An 18,805-nucleotide genomic window follows, 5' to 3' on the forward strand; every position below is an offset into this window, starting at 1 on the left:
CTCTTCATGGCCGTGCCGGGTGTCTCCCGGAGCCGTGTTCGAGCGTATGCATGAGCTGGGGTGGGTGGGGCTGAACGGAGGCGTCCGTAAGTGGAAGGCGGTGCGGGTGGGCCCGGGGTGGCTACACGTACCGTTCCAGGATCGAGCTCTCCGCGAGGCGGGACAGGCCCTCGCGGACGCTGCGGGCCCGGGCCTCGCCCACGCCGTCCACGGTCTGCAGGTCGTCGACGCTTGCCGCGAGGAGCTTCTGGAGGCCGCCGAAGTGTTCCACCAGCCGGTCGATGATGGCGCCGGGCAGGCGGGGGACCTTGGCGAGCAGGCGGAAGCCGCGCGGGGACACCGCCGAGTCCAACGCCTCGGGGGAGCCGGTGTAGCCCAACGCCCTTGCCACCGTGGGCAGTTCGAGCAGCTCGGCGTGGCTGAGGGCGTCGAGCTCGTACAGCGCCTCGTCGACCGTGCGGGAGCGCTTCGCGGTGGGCTCGGGGACGTAGTCGCGCACGACCAGCTCGCGCTCGGGCTCCACGCCGGCGATCAACTCGTCCAGCTGGAGGGCGAGGAGACGCCCGTCGGTGCCCAGTTCGACCACGTATTCGGCGATTTCGGTGGCGATGCGGCGGACCATCTCCAGACGCTGGGCGACGGCGGAGACGTCGCGGACCGTCACTAGGTCCTCGATCTCCAGCGCCGAGAGCGTGCCCGCCACCTCGTCCAGCCGGAGCTTGTAGCGCTCCAGGGTCGCGAGCGCCTGGTTGGCGCGGGACAGGATCGCCGCCGAGTCCTCCAGGACGCGGCGCTGCCCGTCGACGTACAGCGCGATCAGCCGCATCGACTGGGAGACGGAGACCACGGGGAAGCCGACCTGCTTGGAGACGCGGTCCGCCGTGCGGTGCCGGGTGCCGGTCTCCTCCGTCGGGATCGTCGCGTCCGGCACGAACTGCACGCCCGCCCGGAGGATCTTCGACAGGTCGGAGGAGATCACGATGCCGCCGTCGAGCTTGCACAGCTCGCGCAGGCGCGTGGCCGTGAACTCCACGTCCAGCACGAAACCGCCCGTACACATGGCCTCGACGGTCTTGTCGAAGCCCAGCACGATGAGTCCGCCGGTGTTGCCGCGGAGCACGCGCTCCAGGCCGTCACGCATCGCCGTGCCGGGTGCCACGGCGCTCAAAGAGGCGCGCATCAGGCCATCGGCACCGGAACTCCCGCCGGACTTTCCGGGAGCTGCCGCCCGGTCGTTGGCTGCCACTGCACTCCTCCGGTCGCAGGTTCTGGGGCGCCCCCGTGTCGCACATTCTGTTCGTACGGGCGGGCGAGACCAGGGCAAAGTCTACCGGCGGTCCTCCTCGTCCCGTGGGGCCTCTCGGCGACGAGAGCGGGGAAGGACCCTCAGGGCGTCCCCTATGTCCGCCACTTCCAGGACCTTCATGCCCGTCGGGATCTTGCCCGGATCGCCCGGCACCAGGGCGTGCGTGAAGCCCAGACGGTGTGCCTCGGCGAGCCGGCGCTGGACGCCCGTGACCCGTCTGACCTCGCCCGCGAGGCCCACCTCGCCGATCGCGACGAGGTTCTTCGGCAGCGGGGTGTCACTGGCGGCGGAGGCCAGCGCGAGGGCGATCGCGAGGTCGGCGGCGGGCTCGGACAACTTCACACCGCCGACCGTCGCGGAGTAGATGTCCCGCTTGCCGAGCGCGCTGATCCGGCCCCGCTGCTCCAGGACGGCCAGCATCATCGACACACGGGAGGTCTCCAGGCCGGAGGTGGTACGGCGGGGGGAGGGGATCTGCGAGTCGACGGTGAGCGCCTGGACCTCGGCGACCAGGGGGCGGCGGCCCTCCAGGGTGACCGTCAGGCAGGTGCCCGGGACCGGTTCGTCACGTCGTGTCAGGAAAAGTCCGCTCGGGTCGGCGAGGCCCGTGATGCCCTCGTCGTGCAGCTCGAAGCAGCCGACCTCGTCCGTGGTGCCGTACCGGTTCTTGACGCCTCGCACCAGGCGCAGACGCGCGTGCCGGTCGCCCTCGAAGTTCAGGACGACGTCCACGAGGTGTTCCAGGAGCCGGGGACCCGCGATGGCGCCGTCCTTGGTGACATGGCCCACAAGCAGCGTGGACATGCCTCGCTCCTTGGAGGCGCGGATGAGCGCGCCGGCGACCTCGCGCACCTGCGCCATGCCGCCGGGGGCGCCGTCGATCTCGGGGGAGGCGACGGTCTGCACGGAGTCGAGGATGAGCAGGGAGGGCTTCACCGCGTCCAAGTGGCCGAGCACGGCGGCGAGATCGGTCTCGGCAGCGAGATACAGATCGTCGTGGATGGCCTTGATGCGGTCGGCGCGCAGCCGGACCTGGCTCGCCGACTCCTCGCCGGTGACGTAGAGGGTGCGGTGCTCGTCGCTCGCCGACTTGGCCGCCACGTCCAGCAGGAGCGTGGACTTGCCCACACCGGGTTCGCCCGCGAGCAGCACCACCGCGCCGGGCACCAGACCGCCCCCGAGCACCCGGTCCAGCTCGGGCACGCCGGTGGAGCGGGCCGTCGCCTGCCGGCCGTCGACCTGGCCGATGGGCACCGCGGAGGTGGTGACGCGCCCCGGTGTCGTCGTACGGACCGCGGGCGCGCCGTACTCCTCGATCGTCCCCCACGCCTGGCACTCGGGGCAGCGACCGAGCCACTTGGCCGTCTGCCAGCCGCACTCGGTGCAGCGGTAGGACGGGCGGTCCTTGGTGGTCTTGGTACGGGCAGCCATGTCGAGAACCGTAACCGCCGTCACTGACAACGAGGGTCCGCCCGGTGCCGCGAACGGCGCCGACGAGCCCCCGCGCCGGGCCGGACCGGTCGGCCGCAGCCCGAGCCGGCCGCTGAACGAACCGTTCCTGTCCCCGATTGAGGGATCGTTTCACCCGTACGGAGTAAATGTGTTCAAGGGGGCAGAAGGCCCAGGTCTCCGCCCCCTACGGTCCACGGATGATGAGCAGTACTTCGGAGACCTCGACCCGCACCACCGGCGCGCACCGGGCGCGCCGGGAGGCGCGTGACCGTGCCGCGGCGCGCACGTTGGCGCAGCGGCCGCCCGTGCGCTACGAGCCGTATCTGGACGGGCTGTTCACCTACTGCCTGTCCGTGCTGTGCGACCACGACACCGCGACCGGGGCCGTCGGCGACGTCCTCGCGCTCGCCGAGAAGCGCCGCGGCCCGCAGTCGGCCGCCGACCGCCGGGCATGGCTGTACGCGCTGGCCCGCTGGGCGTGTCTGCGCAAGCTGGCCGAGGCCAAGCAGAAACGTCAGGGCACGCACGCGGCGGGCCGGTCGGCCGCCGAGCCGCAGCAACCGCCGGTCGCCGAGGAGGTCCGGGAGGAGCGCCGGCGTGAACTCGCCCTGCTCGCCTGGCCGGAGGCCGCCGGCACCACCCCCGAGCAGCGCGAGGCGCTGGAGCTCGCGGTGCGCCACCAACTCGCCGCCCATGAGGTCGCCGCCGTCATCGGCATGGACCTCGCGGCCGCCCGCGAGCTGCTGGCGGCCGCGGCCTGCGAGGTGGAGCGCACCCGCGCCGCCCTCGCCGTCGTGGAGACCGGCGGCTGCCCCGGCGTCGCCCGGCTCACCGGCGACCAGCAGCTCGTGCTCAGTTCCGCCCTGCGCAAGGAACTCGTCCGGCACGTCGACGACTGCCCGCGCTGCCGTCGCGGCGCCGAGCGGGCGATCCCCGGCCGCTGGCCCGGCTCGACGGTCACCCCGGCCGAGCTGCCCGTCCTGGAGGCCCCGCGCGCGGAGCTGCACATGGCGCTCGCGCGCCACGCACGCGCGCGTGGCGCCGCCGTACCGCGCTTCGACCGGCGCGGCTTCCCCATGGACCCCAAGGACCGCGCCGCCCGCCGTGACCGGCTGCGCGCGCGTGCCGTCACCACGACCGTCGTCGCCACCGTCGTCGCCGCCCCGGTGATCGCCCTGTGGGCCGCCTACCGGGGCGCGCCCGCCGAGGGTGCCGACGGCCGCTCCGCCACCGCCAGCGAGGCGCACGGCCCGGGCACCCTCGACGGGGAGGCGGCCGGTTCCGGCTACGAGAACGCCGGGAACGCCGGCACCAGACCCGACAGCCGCTTCCGCAAGGACGCCAAGCCCGATGTGTCCGTCGAGGTCATCAGCGTCGCCGGCGCCGGCCGCAAGGACGCGGGCCACCTCGACGTGTCGGCGGCCAACGACGGCGACACCACCCTCGTCACCCTCGCCGCGACCGGTTCCGCCCCGGTGCGCTGGTCCGCGAGCACGAGCGCCGCCTGGCTCTACCTCAGCCGGTCCTCGGGAACCCTCGCACCGGGCCAGACGTTGACGATCAAGGTGTACGTCGACCATCTGCGCGAGCCGTCCGGCCCCTGGAGCGCGCGCGTGGCGATCGCACCGGCCGGCGCCGTCGTCTCCATCGGCGGGTACGGCACCGCGCCCGGACCCTCCGGCCACGGCAGCCCCAGCGGCCCGCCCCCGGGCGGCCCCGATCCGACCCCGCCGAGCACGCCACCCGCCGACCCTCCGCCGAGCGACCCGCCCTCGTCCCCCGACCCGACCCCGACACCCACCGGCTCCGCCCCGTCCGACCCGGGCGGCTCGACGCCACCGCCCGACAGCGGCACGCCGAACCCGACCGTGTCGTAGGCGCGGGTCTCAGGCGACGGGATCGGCGGGATGGGGCGCCAGCAACGGCAACTGCGAGGCCAGCCGCTGCTCGCACAGCTCCACCAGACGGTCGTAGCCGGCCTTGCCCATCAGCTCGGTCAGCTCCGCCCGGTACGACAGGTACACGGGCTCGCCCGCGCCGTGCGCAGAGGTCGCCGACGTGCACCACCAATGCAGGTCATGGCCGCCCGGACCCCAGCCCCGGCGGTCGTACTCACCGATCGACACCTGCAGCACCCGCGTGTCGTCGGGCCGGTCGATCCAGTCGTAGGTACGCCGGATCGGCAGCTGCCAACACACGTCCGGCTTGGTCTCCAGCGGCTCGCGGCCCTCCCGCAGGGCCAGGATGTGCAGCGAGCAGCCCGCGCCGCCCGCGAACCCGGGGCGGTTCTGGAAAATGCAGGAGCCCTGGAAGGGGCGGGTCTGCCGGTCGCCGTCCTCGTCCTCGGAGACCCAGCCGCCCCGCAGCCCCTCGTCGTGGTGCTGCCAGATGTCCGGGGTGAGCCTCGCCACATGCTCGGCGACGCGCTTCTCGTCGTCCTCGTCGGAGAAGTGGGCGCCCAACGTGCAGCACCCGTCGTCCGCGCGGCCGGCCTGGATGCCCTGGCAGCCGCTGCCGAAGACGCAGTTCCAGCGAGAGGTCAGCCATGTCAGATCGCACCGGAAGACCTGCTCGTCGTCCGCCGGATCCGGGAACTCCACCCACGCGCGCGGGAAGTCGAGGCCCTTCTCGTCGGCCTCCCGGAGCTGTTTCGGCGGCTTCGACTTCTTCGCCGGCTTCACCTGTGAAGAGCCCTTGGCGGACTTGTCGTCCTTCGCCCTTTTCGTCTTTGGCACAGGACCAGCGTACGGCCCCCGCAGCCCCAAGGAATACGGAGGACCGCCCAGGTGGCAGTAGCGTTCCGTACATGAGACTCGGTGTCCTCGACGTGGGATCGAACACGGTGCATCTGCTGGTGGTGGATGCGCACCCCGGCGCATGCCCGTTGCCCGCGCACTCGCACAAGGCGGAACTCCGCCTTGCCCAACTCCTCGACGACAGCGGAGCGATCGGCCCCGCGGGTGTCGAGAAACTGATCGACGTCGTCCAGGGCTGTCTGCAGGCCGCCGAGGACAAGGGTGTCGAGGACTTCCTGCCCTTCGCGACCTCCGCGGTGCGCGAGGCCAGCAACGCCGATGACGTCCTCGCGCGCGTGCAGGCCGAGACCGGCGTCGAGCTGCAGGTCCTCACCGGCGAGGAGGAGGCCCGGCTCACCTTCCTCGCGGCCCGCCGCTGGTTCGGCTGGTCCGCGGGCAAGCTGCTCGTCCTGGACATCGGCGGCGGCTCCCTGGAGATCGCCTACGGCATCGACGAGGAACCCGACGCGGCCGTCTCCCTCCCCCTCGGCGCGGGCCGCCTCACCGCGGGCTGGCTCCCCGGCGACCCCCCGGACGCGGAGTCCATACGCTCCCTGCGCCGCCATGTCCGCGCCCAGATAGCCCGCACCGTGGGCGAGTTCAGCCGCTTCGGCGCCCCCGACCACGTGGTCGCCACGTCCAAGACCTTCAAGCAACTGGCCCGCATCGCCGGCGCGGCCCGATCGACCGAGGGCCTGTACGTCCAGCGAGAGCTGAAGCGCGAGTCCCTGGAGGCCTGGGTACCGCGGCTGGCCGGCATGACCGAGGCTCAGCGCGCCGACCTTCCGGGCGTCTCGGACGGCCGCGCGGGTCAGCTCCTCGCCGGCGCCCTGGTGGCAGAGGGCGCCATGGATCTCTTCGGTGTCGACAGCCTGGAGATCTGCCCCTGGGCCCTTCGTGAGGGCGTGATCCTCCGCCGCCTCGACCACATGGGGGCGGCGTAGCGCGCCCCAAAGGGGCGCGGGGCTGTGACGTTGGCGACTCCGTCGCGGGGCGCGAGCAACCACAAATCACCCGCACCCGCCCGTGGCAAACACCACAACGGCGAAGAGGCACCCGGCCCCCAACCCCCCGCACCCCTTACCCTGTCCGCATGGCGGAGCCAGTCGTGTGCATCCCGGATGCGAAGGTCGCGCTGTCCACGGCCTCGGTGTACCCGGAGTCCACGGCGACGGCCTTCGAGATCGCCGCGCGCCTCGGGTACGACGGAGTCGAGGTCATGGTGTGGACCGACCCGGTCAGCCAGGACATAGAGGCGCTGCGCAGACTCAGCGACTACCACCGCATCCCGATCCTGGCCGTCCACGCCCCCTGTCTGCTCATCACCCAGCGCGTGTGGTCGACCGACCCCTGGGTGAAGCTGCAGCGCGCCCGGGCGGCGGCCGAGAAGCTCGGCGCGAGCACCGTCGTCGTGCACCCGCCGTTCCGCTGGCAGCGCCAGTACGCGCGGGACTTCGTCACCGGGATCTGGCGCATGGCGAACGAGACGGACGTGCGGTTCGCCGTCGAGAACATGTACCCCTGGCGCTACCGCGACCGCGAGATGCTCGCCTACGCCCCCGACTGGGACGTGACGAAGGAGGACTACCGCCACTTCACGATCGACCTCAGTCACAGCGCCACGGCCCGCTCCGACGCCATGCACATGGTCGACCGCATGGGCGACCGCCTCGGCCATGTCCACCTGGCCGACGGCAAGGGGTCGGCGAAGGATGAGCACCTGGTCCCCGGCCGCGGCTCCCAGCCCTGCGCCGAGCTGCTCGAACGGCTCGCGCTGACCGGCTTCGACGGCCATGTCGTCATCGAGGTCAACACCCGGCGCGCCATGTCAGGCGCCGAACGCGAGGCCGACCTCGCGGAGGCGCTGGCCTTCACACGGCTGCACCTCGCGTCGGCGGTGAAGGTGCCCCGGCCGTGAGCGACACCGCCTCCCGGCGCCGGGGACGTCGCCCCCGTACCGAATCCGCCGACACCCGGGACCGCATCCTGGCCGTGGCCCGCGAGGAGTTCTCCGAACGGGGATACGACAAGACGTCCGTACGAGGGATCGCGAAAGCGGCCGGCGTGGACTCGGCGCTCGTGCACCACTACTTCGGCACCAAGGAACAGATCTTCGCGGAGGCCATCGAGGTTGCCTTCGCGCCCGCGCTGAACGCGCCCGAGGCGGTGGCCGACGGGCCGCCCGACGGCGTCGGGGAGCGTCTGACCCGCTTCATCTTCGGCGTCTGGGAGAACCCGACGACCCGTACGCCCCTGCTGGCGATCCTGCGCTCCGCCGTCAACAACGAGACCGCCGCCGCCGTCTTCCGCCGCATGGTCGCCTCCCAGCTGCTGCGCCGCGTCGCCGCCCAGCTGGACGCGCCGGACGCCGAGCTGCGCGCCGAACTGGCGGCCGCGCAGCTGGTGGGGTGCGCGATGATGCGGTACGTGATCAAGCTGGAGCCGCTGGCCTCGGCGGACGTGGAGCAGGTGATCGCGCGGGTGGCGCCGGTGGTGCAGGGCTATTTGACCGGGAGCTGACCGTACGACCCGGACGGCGCCCACCGAGACGGTCGTCCCGCATTCCGGACACCGCGTCCCGACCCCTGGATGACGGGCGTAGTCTCGTCAGCAGCCCTATCTGTCTGAAGGAGCGAGCGACGATGCCCGAGCTGAGGTCCCGCACAGTCACCCACGGCCGCAACATGGCGGGCGCCCGCGCCCTTATGCGCGCCTCCGGTGTACCCGGTGCGGACATCGGCCGCAAGCCGATCATCGCGGTCGCCAACTCCTTCACCGAGTTCGTGCCGGGCCACACGCACCTGTCGCCGGTCGGCCGCATCGTCAGCGAGGCGATCACCGAGGCGGGTGGCATCCCGCGCGAGTTCAACACGATCGCCGTGGACGACGGCATCGCGATGGGCCACGGCGGCATGCTGTACTCCCTGCCCTCCCGCGACCTGATCGCGGACTCGGTCGAGTACATGGTCGAGGCGCACTGCGCCGACGCCCTGGTCTGCATCTCCAACTGCGACAAGATCACGCCGGGCATGCTGATGGCGGCCCTGCGCCTGAACATCCCGACGGTGTTCGTCTCCGGCGGCCCGATGGAGGCCGGTCGCGCCACGCTGGTCGACGGCACGGTCCGCACGCTCGACCTCGTGGACGCGATCTCCGACGCCGTCAACGACAAGATCTCGGACGAGGACATCCTCCGTATCGAGGAGAACGCCTGTCCGACCTGCGGCTCCTGTTCCGGCATGTTCACCGCCAACTCGATGAACTGCCTCACGGAGGCCATCGGCCTCTCCCTCCCCGGCAACGGCTCGGTCCTGGCCACCCACACGGCCCGCAAGCAGCTGTACGTCAACGCCGCGCGGACGGTCATGGACATCACCCGCCGCTACTACGAGCAGGACGACGACACGGTCCTGCCCCGCTCCGTCGCCACCTTCGCGGCCTTCGAGAACGCGATGGCGCTGGACATCGCGATGGGCGGCTCGACCAACACGATCCTGCACCTGCTGGCCGCGGCCCAGGAGGCGGGCGTTCCCTTCGGCCTGAAGGAGATCGACGCGGTCTCGCGCCGCGTGCCCTGCCTCGCCAAGGTCGCCCCGAACGTCGCCAAGACCCGCACGTACTACATGGAGGACGTGCACCGTGCGGGCGGCATCCCCGCCCTGCTCGGCGAACTGCACCGCGGCGGTCTCCTCAACGAGGACGTCCACTCCGTCCACAGCCCGTCCCTGGCCGACTGGCTGAAGACGTGGGACGTGCGCGGCGGCTCCCCGTCGCCCGAGGCGGTCGAACTGTGGCACGCGGCCCCCGGCTGCGTCCGCTCCGCCGAGGCCTTCTCCCAGTCCGAGCGCTGGGAGGCCCTGGACGAGGACGCGGCGGAGGGCTGCATCCGCTCCGTCGAGCACGCGTACTCCAAGGACGGCGGCCTCGCGGTCCTCAAGGGCAACCTGGCGGTCGACGGCTGTGTGGTGAAGACGGCCGGCGTCGACGAGTCCATCTGGACCTTCGAGGGCCCGGCGGTCGTCTGCGAGTCGCAGGAAGAGGCCGTCGAGAAGATCCTCAACAAGCAGGTCACGGACGGCGACGTGGTCGTCATCCGCTACGAGGGCCCCAAGGGCGGCCCCGGCATGCAGGAGATGCTCTACCCGACGTCCTTCCTGAAGGGCCGCGGCCTGGGCAAGACCTGCGCCCTGATCACCGACGGCCGCTTCTCCGGCGGCACGTCGGGCCTGTCCATCGGCCACGCCTCGCCCGAGGCGGCGTCCGGCGGCACGATCGCCCTCGTCGAGAACGGCGACCCCATCCGCATCGACATCCCGAACCGCACGATCGAGCTCCTGGTCTCCCCGGAGGAACTCACCCGCCGCGAACAGGCTCTCGGCGGCGTCTACGCCCCCAAGTCCCGCGAACGCAAGGTCTCAGCGGCCCTGCGGGCCTACGCGGCGATGGCGACGAGCGCGGACAAGGGCGCGGTGCGGGACGTCTCAAAGCTGGGCTGAGGCACGCCGCCGTAACCGAAGCTGTCGGGGCCGTCCCTGCCGGGGCGGCCCCTTCCGCGTCCCACGACGCCTCCCACCGCCTCACCAGCCCGACGGATCCCGCGCATCCACAGCGAAGACGGTGCCGTCGGGGGCGGTGGCGTAGACGTGGTTGTGGGTCAGGACGGGGGTGGGGAGGGCGGCGGTCACCACTTGGCCCGTGCTCGCGCCGAGCCGTGCCGGGGTCTGCCCGGCGAGCGTCCCCTTGCGGGCGTCCACCGCGAGCAGGCGTCCGTCGGCGGCGCTGACATACACGTAACGGCCGTCGGAGACGGGAGCGGAGCCCCGGCTCACCGAGGTCTCGATGGTCCACAGCTGCTTGCCGGAGTGCGTGTCGACGGCTGCCAGCGAACCGCCGGCGGCCAGCAGGTAGACGACGTCGCCGCCCACACCGGCGTGGGCACTCTGACGGCGGACGGGCAGGGCGACCCTGCGTGTCGCCCCGGATCGGGGGTTGTAGCGGACCACCGCCTGTGTGTCGCCGTAGACCGGATCGGCGGCGAGGAAGAAGACCGAGCCGCCGGAGGTTCCGACCGGTTCCAGGGAGCCCTTCAGATGGGCGTCCCATCGGACGTCACCGGTGGCGGGATCCACGGCGGTGACATGCGTGCTCGTCCCCTGGGCGGAGACGCTGACCATGTATGCCAGCGGGTCGCCGGCGAAGGAGCTGAAGGCCGACGCATGGTCGTCCGCGATGGGCCGGGACCACTTCGTCTCGCCCGACGCGCTGTCGACGCCGCTGACCGTGCCGTCCGCGTGAGTCAGCAGGATCATGCCGCCGACCGGCTGCGCCAGGGTGTATGCGCGGACGTCCCGCTCCCAACGGACCTTGCCCGAAGCGGGATCCAGGGCTTCAAGGTGCCGGCCATGGTCGGGAAGCGGCTGCACGAGACCACCCGACAGGACCGGAGGAGTGCTCCAGCGTGTCGTGCCGGCGGCGTGCCGCCACAGCAGACCGCCGTCGGAGGGGGCGAGGGCGAACACGACGCCGGGCCGGGCGCAAAGCAGCTTTCCCGCTCCGTACGAGCACCGCACCGCACCGCTCCCCGACACCGGATCCGCAGCCCAGGAACGGAACTTCGTGGGGGCGGTCGGGCGCGCTGTGCCGTGCGAGGTGGCGGGCTTGTCGCCGAGCAGCTGGACGGACGTGAGCACACCACTCGCGACGAGGACGAGAGCCCCGGCGGCGAGCAGCACTCTCCGGCGCCGGCCGGGCCGCGCGGGCGGTCGTGCCGGCTCCTCGACGCGGGGTGGAACCGGCGGTGGCTCGTCACCGGACCGCTGCGCCGGTATGAACGCCTGGGTGTCGTACGAGGCCGCGACCGACCGGAGTTCCCGCATCAACTCGTCGGGGGTAGGCCGACTTTCCGGCTCCTTGGCCAGGCAGCGCGACACCAGCTCCGCCAGATCCTCCGGTACGCCGGTCAGATCCGGCTCGTCGTGCACGACCTGGTAGGCGACCACGTACGGGCTGTCGGAGTCGAACGGCCCGCGCCCCGTGGCCGCGTGCACCAGTACGGAACCGAGCGCGAAGACGTCGGCGGCGGGCCCGACCTCCCGCGGTCGCCGGAACTGCTCGGGTGCCATGAAGGGCGGTGTACCGATCAACTTCCCGGTCTCGGTGCGCAGTTCGCTGTCCTTTGGCCGAGAGATGCCGAAGTCGATGACCTTCGGTCCATCCTCGGCGAGCAGCACGTTGCTCGGCTTCAGGTCCCGGTGCACGACCCCGACCCGGTGGATGTCTCGCAGCGCCTCAGCCAGCCCGGCCATCAGCCGGCGCAACTGGGCAGGAGCCATCGGTCCGTTCCGCTTCACATGATCGGAAAGCGTCGGTCCCGGAATGAACAGCGTGGCCATCCAAGGCCGTTCGGCCTCCGGATCGGCGTCCACCACGGACGCGGTGAAGGCGCCGCTCACCCGCCGCGCCGCGCCGACCTCCTGCCGGAAACGCCCCCTGAACTCGGGGTCCTTGGCGAACTCCGCGTGTACGACCTTCACCGCGAGCTTCATCCCGGACGTGCTGCGGGCCAGATGCACGACTCCCATGCCGCCGGAGCCGAGGCAGGACTCCAAGCGGTAGTGACCGGCGTATTCGGGAAGTTCCGCTTCCGCGCCCGCTCCGGTGTTGCGCTCAGGCGCCATGGGACCACCCCCGTGCTGTTCGTCCGCGCGCGCGACGCACGGAGCCTAGTCGATGACTCGTACGAGACCGAGGCGGCTTGCTGGCGTTCATGAGCGAGTTGCGTACATGTGTTTCATGGCGCATTTTCGGGGAATCAACGGGACCCCATGGCATGCATGGGGCTCAACGGGGGAGGTTTTCCATGTCTGTCGACCAGGTCGGCGAGGCCGAGAGCAACAAGGGCGAGGCCGTCGCGACGACGGCCGCCGTGAGCGCGGCCCTGCGCTACTACCCGGTGGCACCCGGCGTCCGTCTCAACGTCCGTCGCGGCCCGGGGACTCAGTACGGCATCGTCCGTGTCCTGCCCGAAGGGGCGCAGGTCCCCATCTTCTGCCAGACACCGGGCACGTCCGTGACCGGTCCGTACGGCACCTCGAACATCTGGGACAACATCGACGACGGCGAGTTCGTCTCGGACGCCTACGTCCTCACAGGCAGCGACGGCTACGTGGCCTCCCGCTGCGGCTGACATTCCCTATGCGAAGGACTCTGCATGACTTCTCGGAGACGTAGTTCCTTCCTGCTCGGCGGTGCCGCCGGAGCCCTGCTCATGGTCCTGGGCTCGGCGGCCACGGCGAACGCGGCGACCGTACAGACCTACCCGACCGCACCCGGAATCCGGCTGAACGTCCGCAGCGGGCCCGGCACGAACTTCACCATCGTGCGTGTCCTGCCCTCCGACACACGGGTGCCGATCTTCTGCCAGTCGCCGGGCACGACGGTGTCCGGCTACTACGGCACCTCGAACATCTGGGACAACATCGACAACGGCGAATTCGTCTCCGACGCCTACGTCAACACCGGCAGCGACGGCTACGTCGCCTCCCGCTGCGGCTGACCCGTCCGGTCCCGGAGGGAGCCCGCCCCGGCCCCGGAGCCATAATCGTCACGTGAGCGACGAAAACGGCACCCCGGCAGCCCCGGCGGGCTCCACCGGTCCCCGCCCAGAACCGATCCGCTTCTTCGGCACGACCTGGGTGAACCACGACAACGGCTACCCCCTCCGCCGCATCGGCGCAGCCACCGGCGCCCTCGCCGCCGCCGTGGCCGCCTGCCTCGTCCTCGTCTTCGCCTACCAGGGGCTCCAGATCGCCGACAGCGGCGCCTTCGTCACCGCCCTGGTCGTCGTCATGTTCGCCGTGTGCAGCGGGCTGGCCTTCCGTCACACCTGGGACTCCTTCCACCGGCGCCCCGACCCCGACCGCCAGGCCTCCCTGCGCGGCCTGCTCGCCATCGGCTTCGTCGGCTCGCTCCTCGCCTACTTCTTCCGCTCCCTCACCGAGGCCCCCGGCGAGACACTCCACCGCGACGAGTACGAGGCCGCCCTCCAGCGGCACGAGAAGCGCACCGTCCGCCGCGCGGGCAACCCCTCCAAGAAGCGCCGCCGTTCGTAGCGGTGAGCGGCGCGCACCGCACGCCTCCCGCTCACCACAAATTCGCTGCCCCCGGCAACCAACGCGGGCCACCATGGCCGTATGACGCTGTATCCGGACGCCACCAGGGCCCATTCCTTCAACGCGGCCGCCGCCCAGTACGCGGCGAACCGCCCCGCCTACCCCCCGTCCCTCTTCGACGCCCTCGAGGAACTCGCCGGTCGCCCCCTGACCGGAGCCCGGGTCGCGGACGTCGGGGCCGGTACCGGTATCGCCACCGCCCTGCTGCAGGCACGCGGAGCGGAAGTGCTCGCGGTGGAACCCGGCGACGGAATGGCGGCCCAGTTCCGCCGCACCCTCCCCGACGTCCCCCTCGTACGCGGTGACGGCAACGCCCTCCCACTCGCCGACCACTCGGTCGACCTCCTCACCTACGCCCAGGCCTGGCACTGGACCGACCCCGAGCGCTCGGTGCCGGAGGCCCGGCGGGTGCTGCGGCCCGGCGGGGCGCTCGCCCTGTGGTGGAACCGGGATCCCAGCGACGTCCCCTGGATCACCGAGCAGTCCGAGCGCATACGGCACCACTTCCGCCGCCCCCACGGCGACAAGCAGGGCGCCGCCGCCATCCGCACCGAGGGTGCCTTCAAGGGCGTCGAGGACGTCCCGCCCCACGCGCATCGCGTCGTGCGCTGGAGCCGCAGGATCCCCCTCGACACCCACCTCGCCAACATCGGCAGCCACTCGATCTTCCTCGTCCAGGACGAGGAGACGACCAACGCCTTCCTCGCCGAGGAACGCGAGCACCTGCTGCGGATCTTCCCCGACGGCACGGTCGAGGAGGTCTACGACGTCCTGTTGATCGTCGCCACACCCTGAAACCCTTGCGCGGCGGCCGGACCTCCATCGACGCGTCAAGCGCGCAAGCGATGCCTACCCCCTTCGGTACTTGACGCCTCCGGCCGCCCGCGAGGATTATTCATCACATGATGAATTACGCGTCCGCGCGAAGCGGCCCCCCGGGCGATCCCGCCGTCCGTGCCGAAGACCTCACCGTCGTCCGCGGCTCCCGCACCGTCCTGCGCGGCCTCGACTTCACCGTCCCGCGCGGCCAGATCACCGGCCTGCTCGGGCCCTCGGGCTGCGGCAAGTCGACCCTGATCCGCTCGATCGTCGGCACCCAGGCCAAGGTCACCGGCACCCTCGAGGTCCTGGGCCGCCCCGCCGGCCACCCCACCCTGCGCACCCGCATCGGCTACGTCACCCAAGCACCCTCCGTCTACGACGACCTCACCGTCCGCCAGAACCTCGACTACTTCACCTCGATCCTCACCCCGAACCGCAGCTCGACCGACCGCCGCCAGGACGTCGACCGCGTCCTCGCCGACGTCGACCTCACCAGCCACGCCGACGCCCTCGCCGGCAACCTCTCCGGCGGCCAGCGCAGCCGCGTCTCCCTGGCGGTGGCCCTGCTGGGCACACCGGAACTCCTCGTCCTGGACGAGCCGACCGTCGGCCTCGACCCCGTACTCCGCCGCGACCTGTGGAACCTCTTCCACTCCCTCGCCGCCGACCGCGGAGCCACCCTCCTCATCTCCTCCCACGTCATGGACGAGGCCGAGCGCTGCCACCGCCTGCTGCTGATGCGCGAGGGCGAGATCCTCGCCGACGACAGTCCCGACGCCCTGCGCAGCCGCACCGGCGCCGACACCGTCGAAGCAGCCTTCCTGCACCTCGTCGACCAGGCCACAGCGGCCGCCCGCGAGAAGGAGACCACCCGATGAACACCGCGACCGTGCCGACCACGACGGCCGACCCCGCCGCACCCCGCGCCCTGAACCTCTCCCGCACCACCGCCACGGCCGCCCGCGTCCTGCGCCAACTGCGCCACGACCCGCGCACCATCGCGCTGATGCTCCTCGTCCCCTGCGTGATGCTGGTCCTGCTGCGCTACGTCTTCGACGGAAGCCCGCACACCTTCGACAACATCGGCGCCTCACTGCTCGGCATCTTCCCGCTGATCACCATGTTCCTGGTGACCTCGATCGCCACCCTCCGCGAACGCACCTCCGGCACCCTCGAACGTCTCCTCGCCATGCCCCTCGGCAAGGGCGACCTGATCGCCGGCTACGCCCTTGCCTTCGGCACCGTCGCGATCATCCAGTCCGTCCTCGCCACCGCCCTCGCGCTCTGGGCCCTCGGCCTGGACGTCACCGGCAGCCCCTGGCTCCTGCTCCTGGTCGCACTCCTGGACGCCCTGCTCGGCACCGCCCTCGGCCTCTTCGTCTCCGCCTTCGCTGCCTCCGAGTTCCAGGCCGTCCAGTTCATGCCGGCCGTGATCTTCCCCCAACTCCTCCTCTGCGGCCTGTTCACCCCGCGCTCCGACATGCACCCCGTCCTGGAGGCCATCTCCGACGTCCTGCCGATGTCCTACGCCGTCGACGGCATGAACGAGGTCCTCAAGCACACCGACATGACCGCCACCTTCGTGCGCGACGTCCTCATCGTGGCCGGCTGCGCGCTGCTGGTGCTCGGCCTCGGAGCGGCCACCCTGCGCCGCCGCACCGCGTGACCACCCACCGGACAACTGAGCCGCACGCCCACCCCCGGTGCGAGGATGAACCCGGACGACGCAACCCCCCGGAGGCATCCGCGCCATGACCCAGAAAGTCGCAGTCCTCGGCACCGGCAAGATCGGCGAAGCCCTGCTCAGCGGAATGATCCGCGGCGGCTGGGCCCCCGCCGACCTCCTGGTCACCGCCCGCCGCCAGGAACGCGCCGAGGAACTCCGCACCCGCTACGGAGTCACCCCGGTCAGTAACCCGGAAGCCGCCAAGACCGCCGACACCCTGATCCTCACGGTCAAGCCGCAGGACATGGGCACCCTCCTCGACGAACTCGCCCCGCACCTCCCCGCCGACCGCCTGGTCATCAGCGGCGCCGCGGGCATCCCCACCTCCTTCTTCGAGGAGCGCCTGGCCGCAGGCACCCCCGTCGTCCGTGTCATGACGAACACCCCCGCCCTCGTCGACGAAGCGATGTCCGTCATCTCCGCCGGCACCCACGCCACCGCCGACCACCTCGCCCACGCCGAGGAGATCTTCGGCGCGGTCGGCAAGACGCTGCGCGTCCCCGAGTCCCAGCAGGACGCCTGCACCGCCCTCTCCGGCTCCGGCCCGGCCTACTTCTTCTATCTGGTCGAGGCCATGACCGACGCGGGCATCCTGCTCGGCCTGCCCCGCGACAAGGCCCACGACCTGATCGTCCAGTCCGCGATCGGCGCCGCCACCATGCTCCGCGACAGCGGCGAACACCCGGTCAAGCTCCGCGAGAACGTCACCTCCCCGGCGGGCACCACCATTAACGCCATCCGCGAACTCGAGAACCACGGCGTACGGGCCGCCCTCATCGCCGCCCTCGAAGCCGCCCGCGACCGCAGCCGCGAGCTGGCCTCCGGCAAGAAGGACTGACCGACCGCACGGAGACACCGGCGTCGGCCCGCGTGCCTATCCGGCGGTGTTCAGCACCACGTCGGCAGCGGCGCCGGTATCCGAAACGGCCGGCAGCAAGCCGATCGCCCGGTACGCGGCATCCACGGTCGGCCGGGCCATCGCCCGAGCCTTCTCCGCACCATCCCGCAACACCCCCTCCACATAGCCAGGATCGGCGCACAGCGCCCGGTGCCTCTCCTGCACGGGCCTCAAGACCTCGACCACGGCCTCCGCGGTGTCCTGCTTCAAGGACCCGTACGACTCATATACACCGCTCAGGTCCTCCGGGTTCCCACCTGTGCAGGCGGCCAGGATCTCCAGCAGATTCGCCGGCCCGGGCCGCTCCTCCCGGTCGTAGACGACCTCCCGCCCGCTGTCGGTCACGGCCCGCATGACCTTCTTGCGCACCACGTCCGGCTCGTCGAGCAGATAGACGACACCCAGGCCCGACTCGTCGGACTTCCCCATCTTCCGCGTCGGCTCCTGCAGGTTCATCACCCTCGCACCGACCGCCGGCAGGGTCGCCCGCGGAACCGTGAACGTGTGGCCGTAGCGCTGGTTGAACCGCACGGCCAGGTCCCGCGCCAGCTCCACATGCTGCTTCTGGTCCTCGCCGACCGGCACCTCGTCCGTGCAGTAAGCCAGGATGTCCGCCGCCATCAGCACCGGATACGTCAGCAGCGACAGCCGGACACTCCTGCCCCGGGCGGACTCCTTCGCGGCCTTCTCCTTGTACTGGATCATGCGCCGCATCTCGCCGTCGGTCGCCACACACTCCAGCAGGTACGACAGCCGCGCGTGCTCGTCCACATGGCTCTGTACGAAGAGAGTGCACAGTTCGGGGTCCAGGCCCGACGCCAGCAGCAGCGTCGCCGCCTGCTGACTCAGTCTGCGCACCCGCGCCGGATCGTGCTCCACTGTCACCGCGTGCAGATCGACGACACAGAACAGCGCGTCGGCCTGATGCTGATCCGCCGCGGCCCACCGCCGCATGGCTCCCAGATAGTTCCCCAGGGTCAGGTGTCCGGTCGGCTGGATACCGCTGAAGACCCGTGCCATCTCCACTCCTTCTCCGTCGCGGCCCGCCGTCCCGGTCGGCCGCCCCTCGGAGATCCGGAGGAGATACGAGAACGGCCGCCGAGGCGGCGGCCGTTGAGTGCATACGCGAGTTCGGCCGCCGTCAGGCGGCCCACCACTGCTGGGTACACGTACGCGTTGTCATGACAGTCAGCGTACGCCTCCACGGTGCGGACCGGCAGCGAGTTGACACACCCAGGAGAGATCCGTAAGGTACTTCGAGTTGTCCGACGTGAGAGCCGACTCCGGTCGGTCCCCGGGCAGCCATTCCGCAGGTACCAACCACTAGTCGACTGCCGTCGAACAGGCCGCCGTCGTTTTATTGGCATGCGTATTTGCGAAATGAGGAATCCGCGTTCGAAAGGACGTGAGCCCCCGATTAGCGCGGGGGCCGGGAATCCGCTAAAGTCTCACTCGTCGGAACGGCCCAACGGCCGGGAAGGCAACCCCCTCTGACGGGGAATCAGACGCCGAAAGGATCTGATAGAGTCGGAAACGCAAGACCGAAGGGAAGCGCCCGGAGGAAAGCCCGGAAGGGTGAGTACGAAGGAAGCGTCCGTTCCTTGAGAACTCAACAGCGTGCCAAAAATCAACGCC

17 protein-coding genes are annotated in these 18,805 nt (G+C 71.1%); 12 read left to right on the top strand and 5 right to left on the bottom strand.

All coding sequences use genetic code 11. The annotated features are described in order from the left end of the window. Positions 1-121 precede the first annotated feature (121 nt). A complete protein-coding gene (disA, locus tag ABZ453_RS33130; RefSeq protein ID WP_133044316.1) occupies positions 122-1,246 on the bottom strand; it encodes a DNA integrity scanning diadenylate cyclase DisA in 1,125 nt (374 codons plus the stop codon). A gap of 81 nt (positions 1,247-1,327) precedes the next feature. After that, positions 1,328-2,737, bottom strand: coding sequence for a DNA repair protein RadA (radA, locus tag ABZ453_RS33135; RefSeq protein WP_133044317.1), 1,410 nt, complete (start codon positions 2,735-2,737; stop codon positions 1,328-1,330). 218 nt (positions 2,738-2,955) lie between these two features. Between radA and ABZ453_RS33140 the strand changes: the two genes are divergently transcribed. Beyond that, the gene (locus ABZ453_RS33140; protein WP_359020731.1) at positions 2,956-4,635 is read left to right on the top strand and encodes a hypothetical protein; all 1,680 of its coding nucleotides are present in this window, start codon (positions 2,956-2,958) and stop codon (positions 4,633-4,635) included. A gap of 9 nt (positions 4,636-4,644) precedes the next feature. On the opposite strand, the gene ABZ453_RS33145 is transcribed toward ABZ453_RS33140, so the two are convergent. After that, complete coding sequence (locus tag ABZ453_RS33145; RefSeq protein ID WP_359020733.1) at positions 4,645-5,493, bottom strand: hypothetical protein; 849 nt, start codon at positions 5,491-5,493, stop codon at positions 4,645-4,647. A 71-nt stretch (positions 5,494-5,564) separates the two neighbouring features. Between ABZ453_RS33145 and ABZ453_RS33150 the strand changes: the two genes are divergently transcribed. From ABZ453_RS33150 to ilvD, 4 genes are all read left to right on the top strand, one after another. Further along, positions 5,565-6,497 (top strand): Ppx/GppA phosphatase family protein, encoded by a 933-nt coding sequence (locus ABZ453_RS33150; RefSeq protein ID WP_359020735.1) that lies wholly within the window; start codon positions 5,565-5,567, stop codon positions 6,495-6,497. Between the two features lie 149 nt (positions 6,498-6,646). Then, on the top strand, positions 6,647-7,471 hold the full coding sequence (locus tag ABZ453_RS33155) for a sugar phosphate isomerase/epimerase (protein ID WP_133044321.1): 825 nt from the start codon (positions 6,647-6,649) through the stop codon (positions 7,469-7,471). Next, entirely contained in the window at positions 7,468-8,073 is a 606-nt protein-coding gene (locus ABZ453_RS33160) for a TetR family transcriptional regulator (protein ID WP_359020737.1), read from the top strand. The genes ABZ453_RS33155 and ABZ453_RS33160 overlap by 4 nt, the downstream gene beginning before the upstream one ends. Before the next feature lie 122 nt (positions 8,074-8,195). Continuing rightward, positions 8,196-10,049 carry a dihydroxy-acid dehydratase gene (ilvD, locus tag ABZ453_RS33165; protein ID WP_359020739.1) on the top strand — a complete coding sequence of 618 codons (1,854 nt, stop codon included), beginning with the start codon at positions 8,196-8,198 and terminating at the stop codon, positions 10,047-10,049. Positions 10,050-10,130: 81 nt separating this feature from the next. On the opposite strand, the gene ABZ453_RS33170 is transcribed toward ilvD, so the two are convergent. Beyond that, positions 10,131-12,230, bottom strand: coding sequence for a serine/threonine-protein kinase (locus ABZ453_RS33170; RefSeq protein WP_359020741.1), 2,100 nt, complete (start codon positions 12,228-12,230; stop codon positions 10,131-10,133). 182 nt (positions 12,231-12,412) lie between these two features. On the opposite strand from ABZ453_RS33170, the gene ABZ453_RS33175 reads away from it, so the two are divergent. The 7 genes from ABZ453_RS33175 (at position 12,413) to proC (ending at position 17,110) form a co-directional block, all read left to right on the top strand. Next, positions 12,413-12,739: an SH3 domain-containing protein gene (locus ABZ453_RS33175; RefSeq protein ID WP_359020743.1), complete on the top strand. Its 327-nt coding sequence runs from the start codon at positions 12,413-12,415 to the stop codon at positions 12,737-12,739. Between the two features lie 24 nt (positions 12,740-12,763). Next, complete coding sequence (locus ABZ453_RS33180; protein WP_359020745.1) at positions 12,764-13,108, top strand: SH3 domain-containing protein; 345 nt, start codon at positions 12,764-12,766, stop codon at positions 13,106-13,108. A gap of 52 nt (positions 13,109-13,160) precedes the next feature. Beyond that, complete coding sequence (locus ABZ453_RS33185) at positions 13,161-13,664, top strand: EamA/RhaT family transporter (protein ID WP_359020747.1); 504 nt, start codon at positions 13,161-13,163, stop codon at positions 13,662-13,664. Positions 13,665-13,745: 81 nt separating this feature from the next. Beyond that, positions 13,746-14,519: a class I SAM-dependent methyltransferase gene (locus ABZ453_RS33190; RefSeq protein WP_359020749.1), complete on the top strand. Its 774-nt coding sequence runs from the start codon at positions 13,746-13,748 to the stop codon at positions 14,517-14,519. Between the two features lie 107 nt (positions 14,520-14,626). Then, a complete protein-coding gene (locus ABZ453_RS33195; RefSeq protein WP_359020751.1) occupies positions 14,627-15,424 on the top strand; it encodes an ABC transporter ATP-binding protein in 798 nt (265 codons plus the stop codon). Next, entirely contained in the window at positions 15,421-16,212 is a 792-nt protein-coding gene (locus ABZ453_RS33200; protein ID WP_359020753.1) for an ABC transporter permease, read from the top strand. Before ABZ453_RS33195 ends, ABZ453_RS33200 begins: the two co-directional genes overlap by 4 nt. An 85-nt stretch (positions 16,213-16,297) precedes the next feature. Next, a complete protein-coding gene (gene proC / locus ABZ453_RS33205) occupies positions 16,298-17,110 on the top strand; it encodes a pyrroline-5-carboxylate reductase (RefSeq protein WP_359020755.1) in 813 nt (270 codons plus the stop codon). A 36-nt stretch (positions 17,111-17,146) separates the two neighbouring features. Here proC and trpS read toward each other — a convergent pair whose 3' ends face one another. Further along, a complete protein-coding gene (gene trpS / locus ABZ453_RS33210) occupies positions 17,147-18,190 on the bottom strand; it encodes a tryptophan--tRNA ligase (protein ID WP_359020757.1) in 1,044 nt (347 codons plus the stop codon). Positions 18,191-18,805 lie beyond the last annotated feature (615 nt).

Origin of the sequence: Streptomyces sp. NPDC005799 (assembly GCF_040630525.1) — a bacterium.
GTDB classification, from domain to species: domain Bacteria; phylum Actinomycetota; class Actinomycetes; order Streptomycetales; family Streptomycetaceae; genus Streptomyces; species Streptomyces griseorubiginosus_B.

Coding starts and splice junctions, on each gene's coding strand:
- ABZ453_RS33200 (WP_359020753.1), top strand. CDS start 15,421: ATGAACACCGCGACCGTGCCGACCACGACGGCCGACCCCGCCGCACCC.
- ilvD (WP_359020739.1), top strand. CDS start 8,196: ATGCCCGAGCTGAGGTCCCGCACAGTCACCCACGGCCGCAACATGGCG.
- ABZ453_RS33195 (WP_359020751.1), top strand. CDS start 14,627: ATGATGAATTACGCGTCCGCGCGAAGCGGCCCCCCGGGCGATCCCGCC.
- ABZ453_RS33180 (WP_359020745.1), top strand. CDS start 12,764: ATGACTTCTCGGAGACGTAGTTCCTTCCTGCTCGGCGGTGCCGCCGGA.
- ABZ453_RS33190 (WP_359020749.1), top strand. CDS start 13,746: ATGACGCTGTATCCGGACGCCACCAGGGCCCATTCCTTCAACGCGGCC.
- ABZ453_RS33155 (WP_133044321.1), top strand. CDS start 6,647: ATGGCGGAGCCAGTCGTGTGCATCCCGGATGCGAAGGTCGCGCTGTCC.
- ABZ453_RS33140 (WP_359020731.1), top strand. CDS start 2,956: ATGATGAGCAGTACTTCGGAGACCTCGACCCGCACCACCGGCGCGCAC.
- ABZ453_RS33175 (WP_359020743.1), top strand. CDS start 12,413: ATGTCTGTCGACCAGGTCGGCGAGGCCGAGAGCAACAAGGGCGAGGCC.
- proC (WP_359020755.1), top strand. CDS start 16,298: ATGACCCAGAAAGTCGCAGTCCTCGGCACCGGCAAGATCGGCGAAGCC.
- radA (WP_133044317.1), bottom strand. CDS start 2,737: ATGGCTGCCCGTACCAAGACCACCAAGGACCGCCCGTCCTACCGCTGC.
- ABZ453_RS33150 (WP_359020735.1), top strand. CDS start 5,565: ATGAGACTCGGTGTCCTCGACGTGGGATCGAACACGGTGCATCTGCTG.
- ABZ453_RS33170 (WP_359020741.1), bottom strand. CDS start 12,230: ATGGCGCCTGAGCGCAACACCGGAGCGGGCGCGGAAGCGGAACTTCCC.
- trpS (WP_359020757.1), bottom strand. CDS start 18,190: ATGGCACGGGTCTTCAGCGGTATCCAGCCGACCGGACACCTGACCCTG.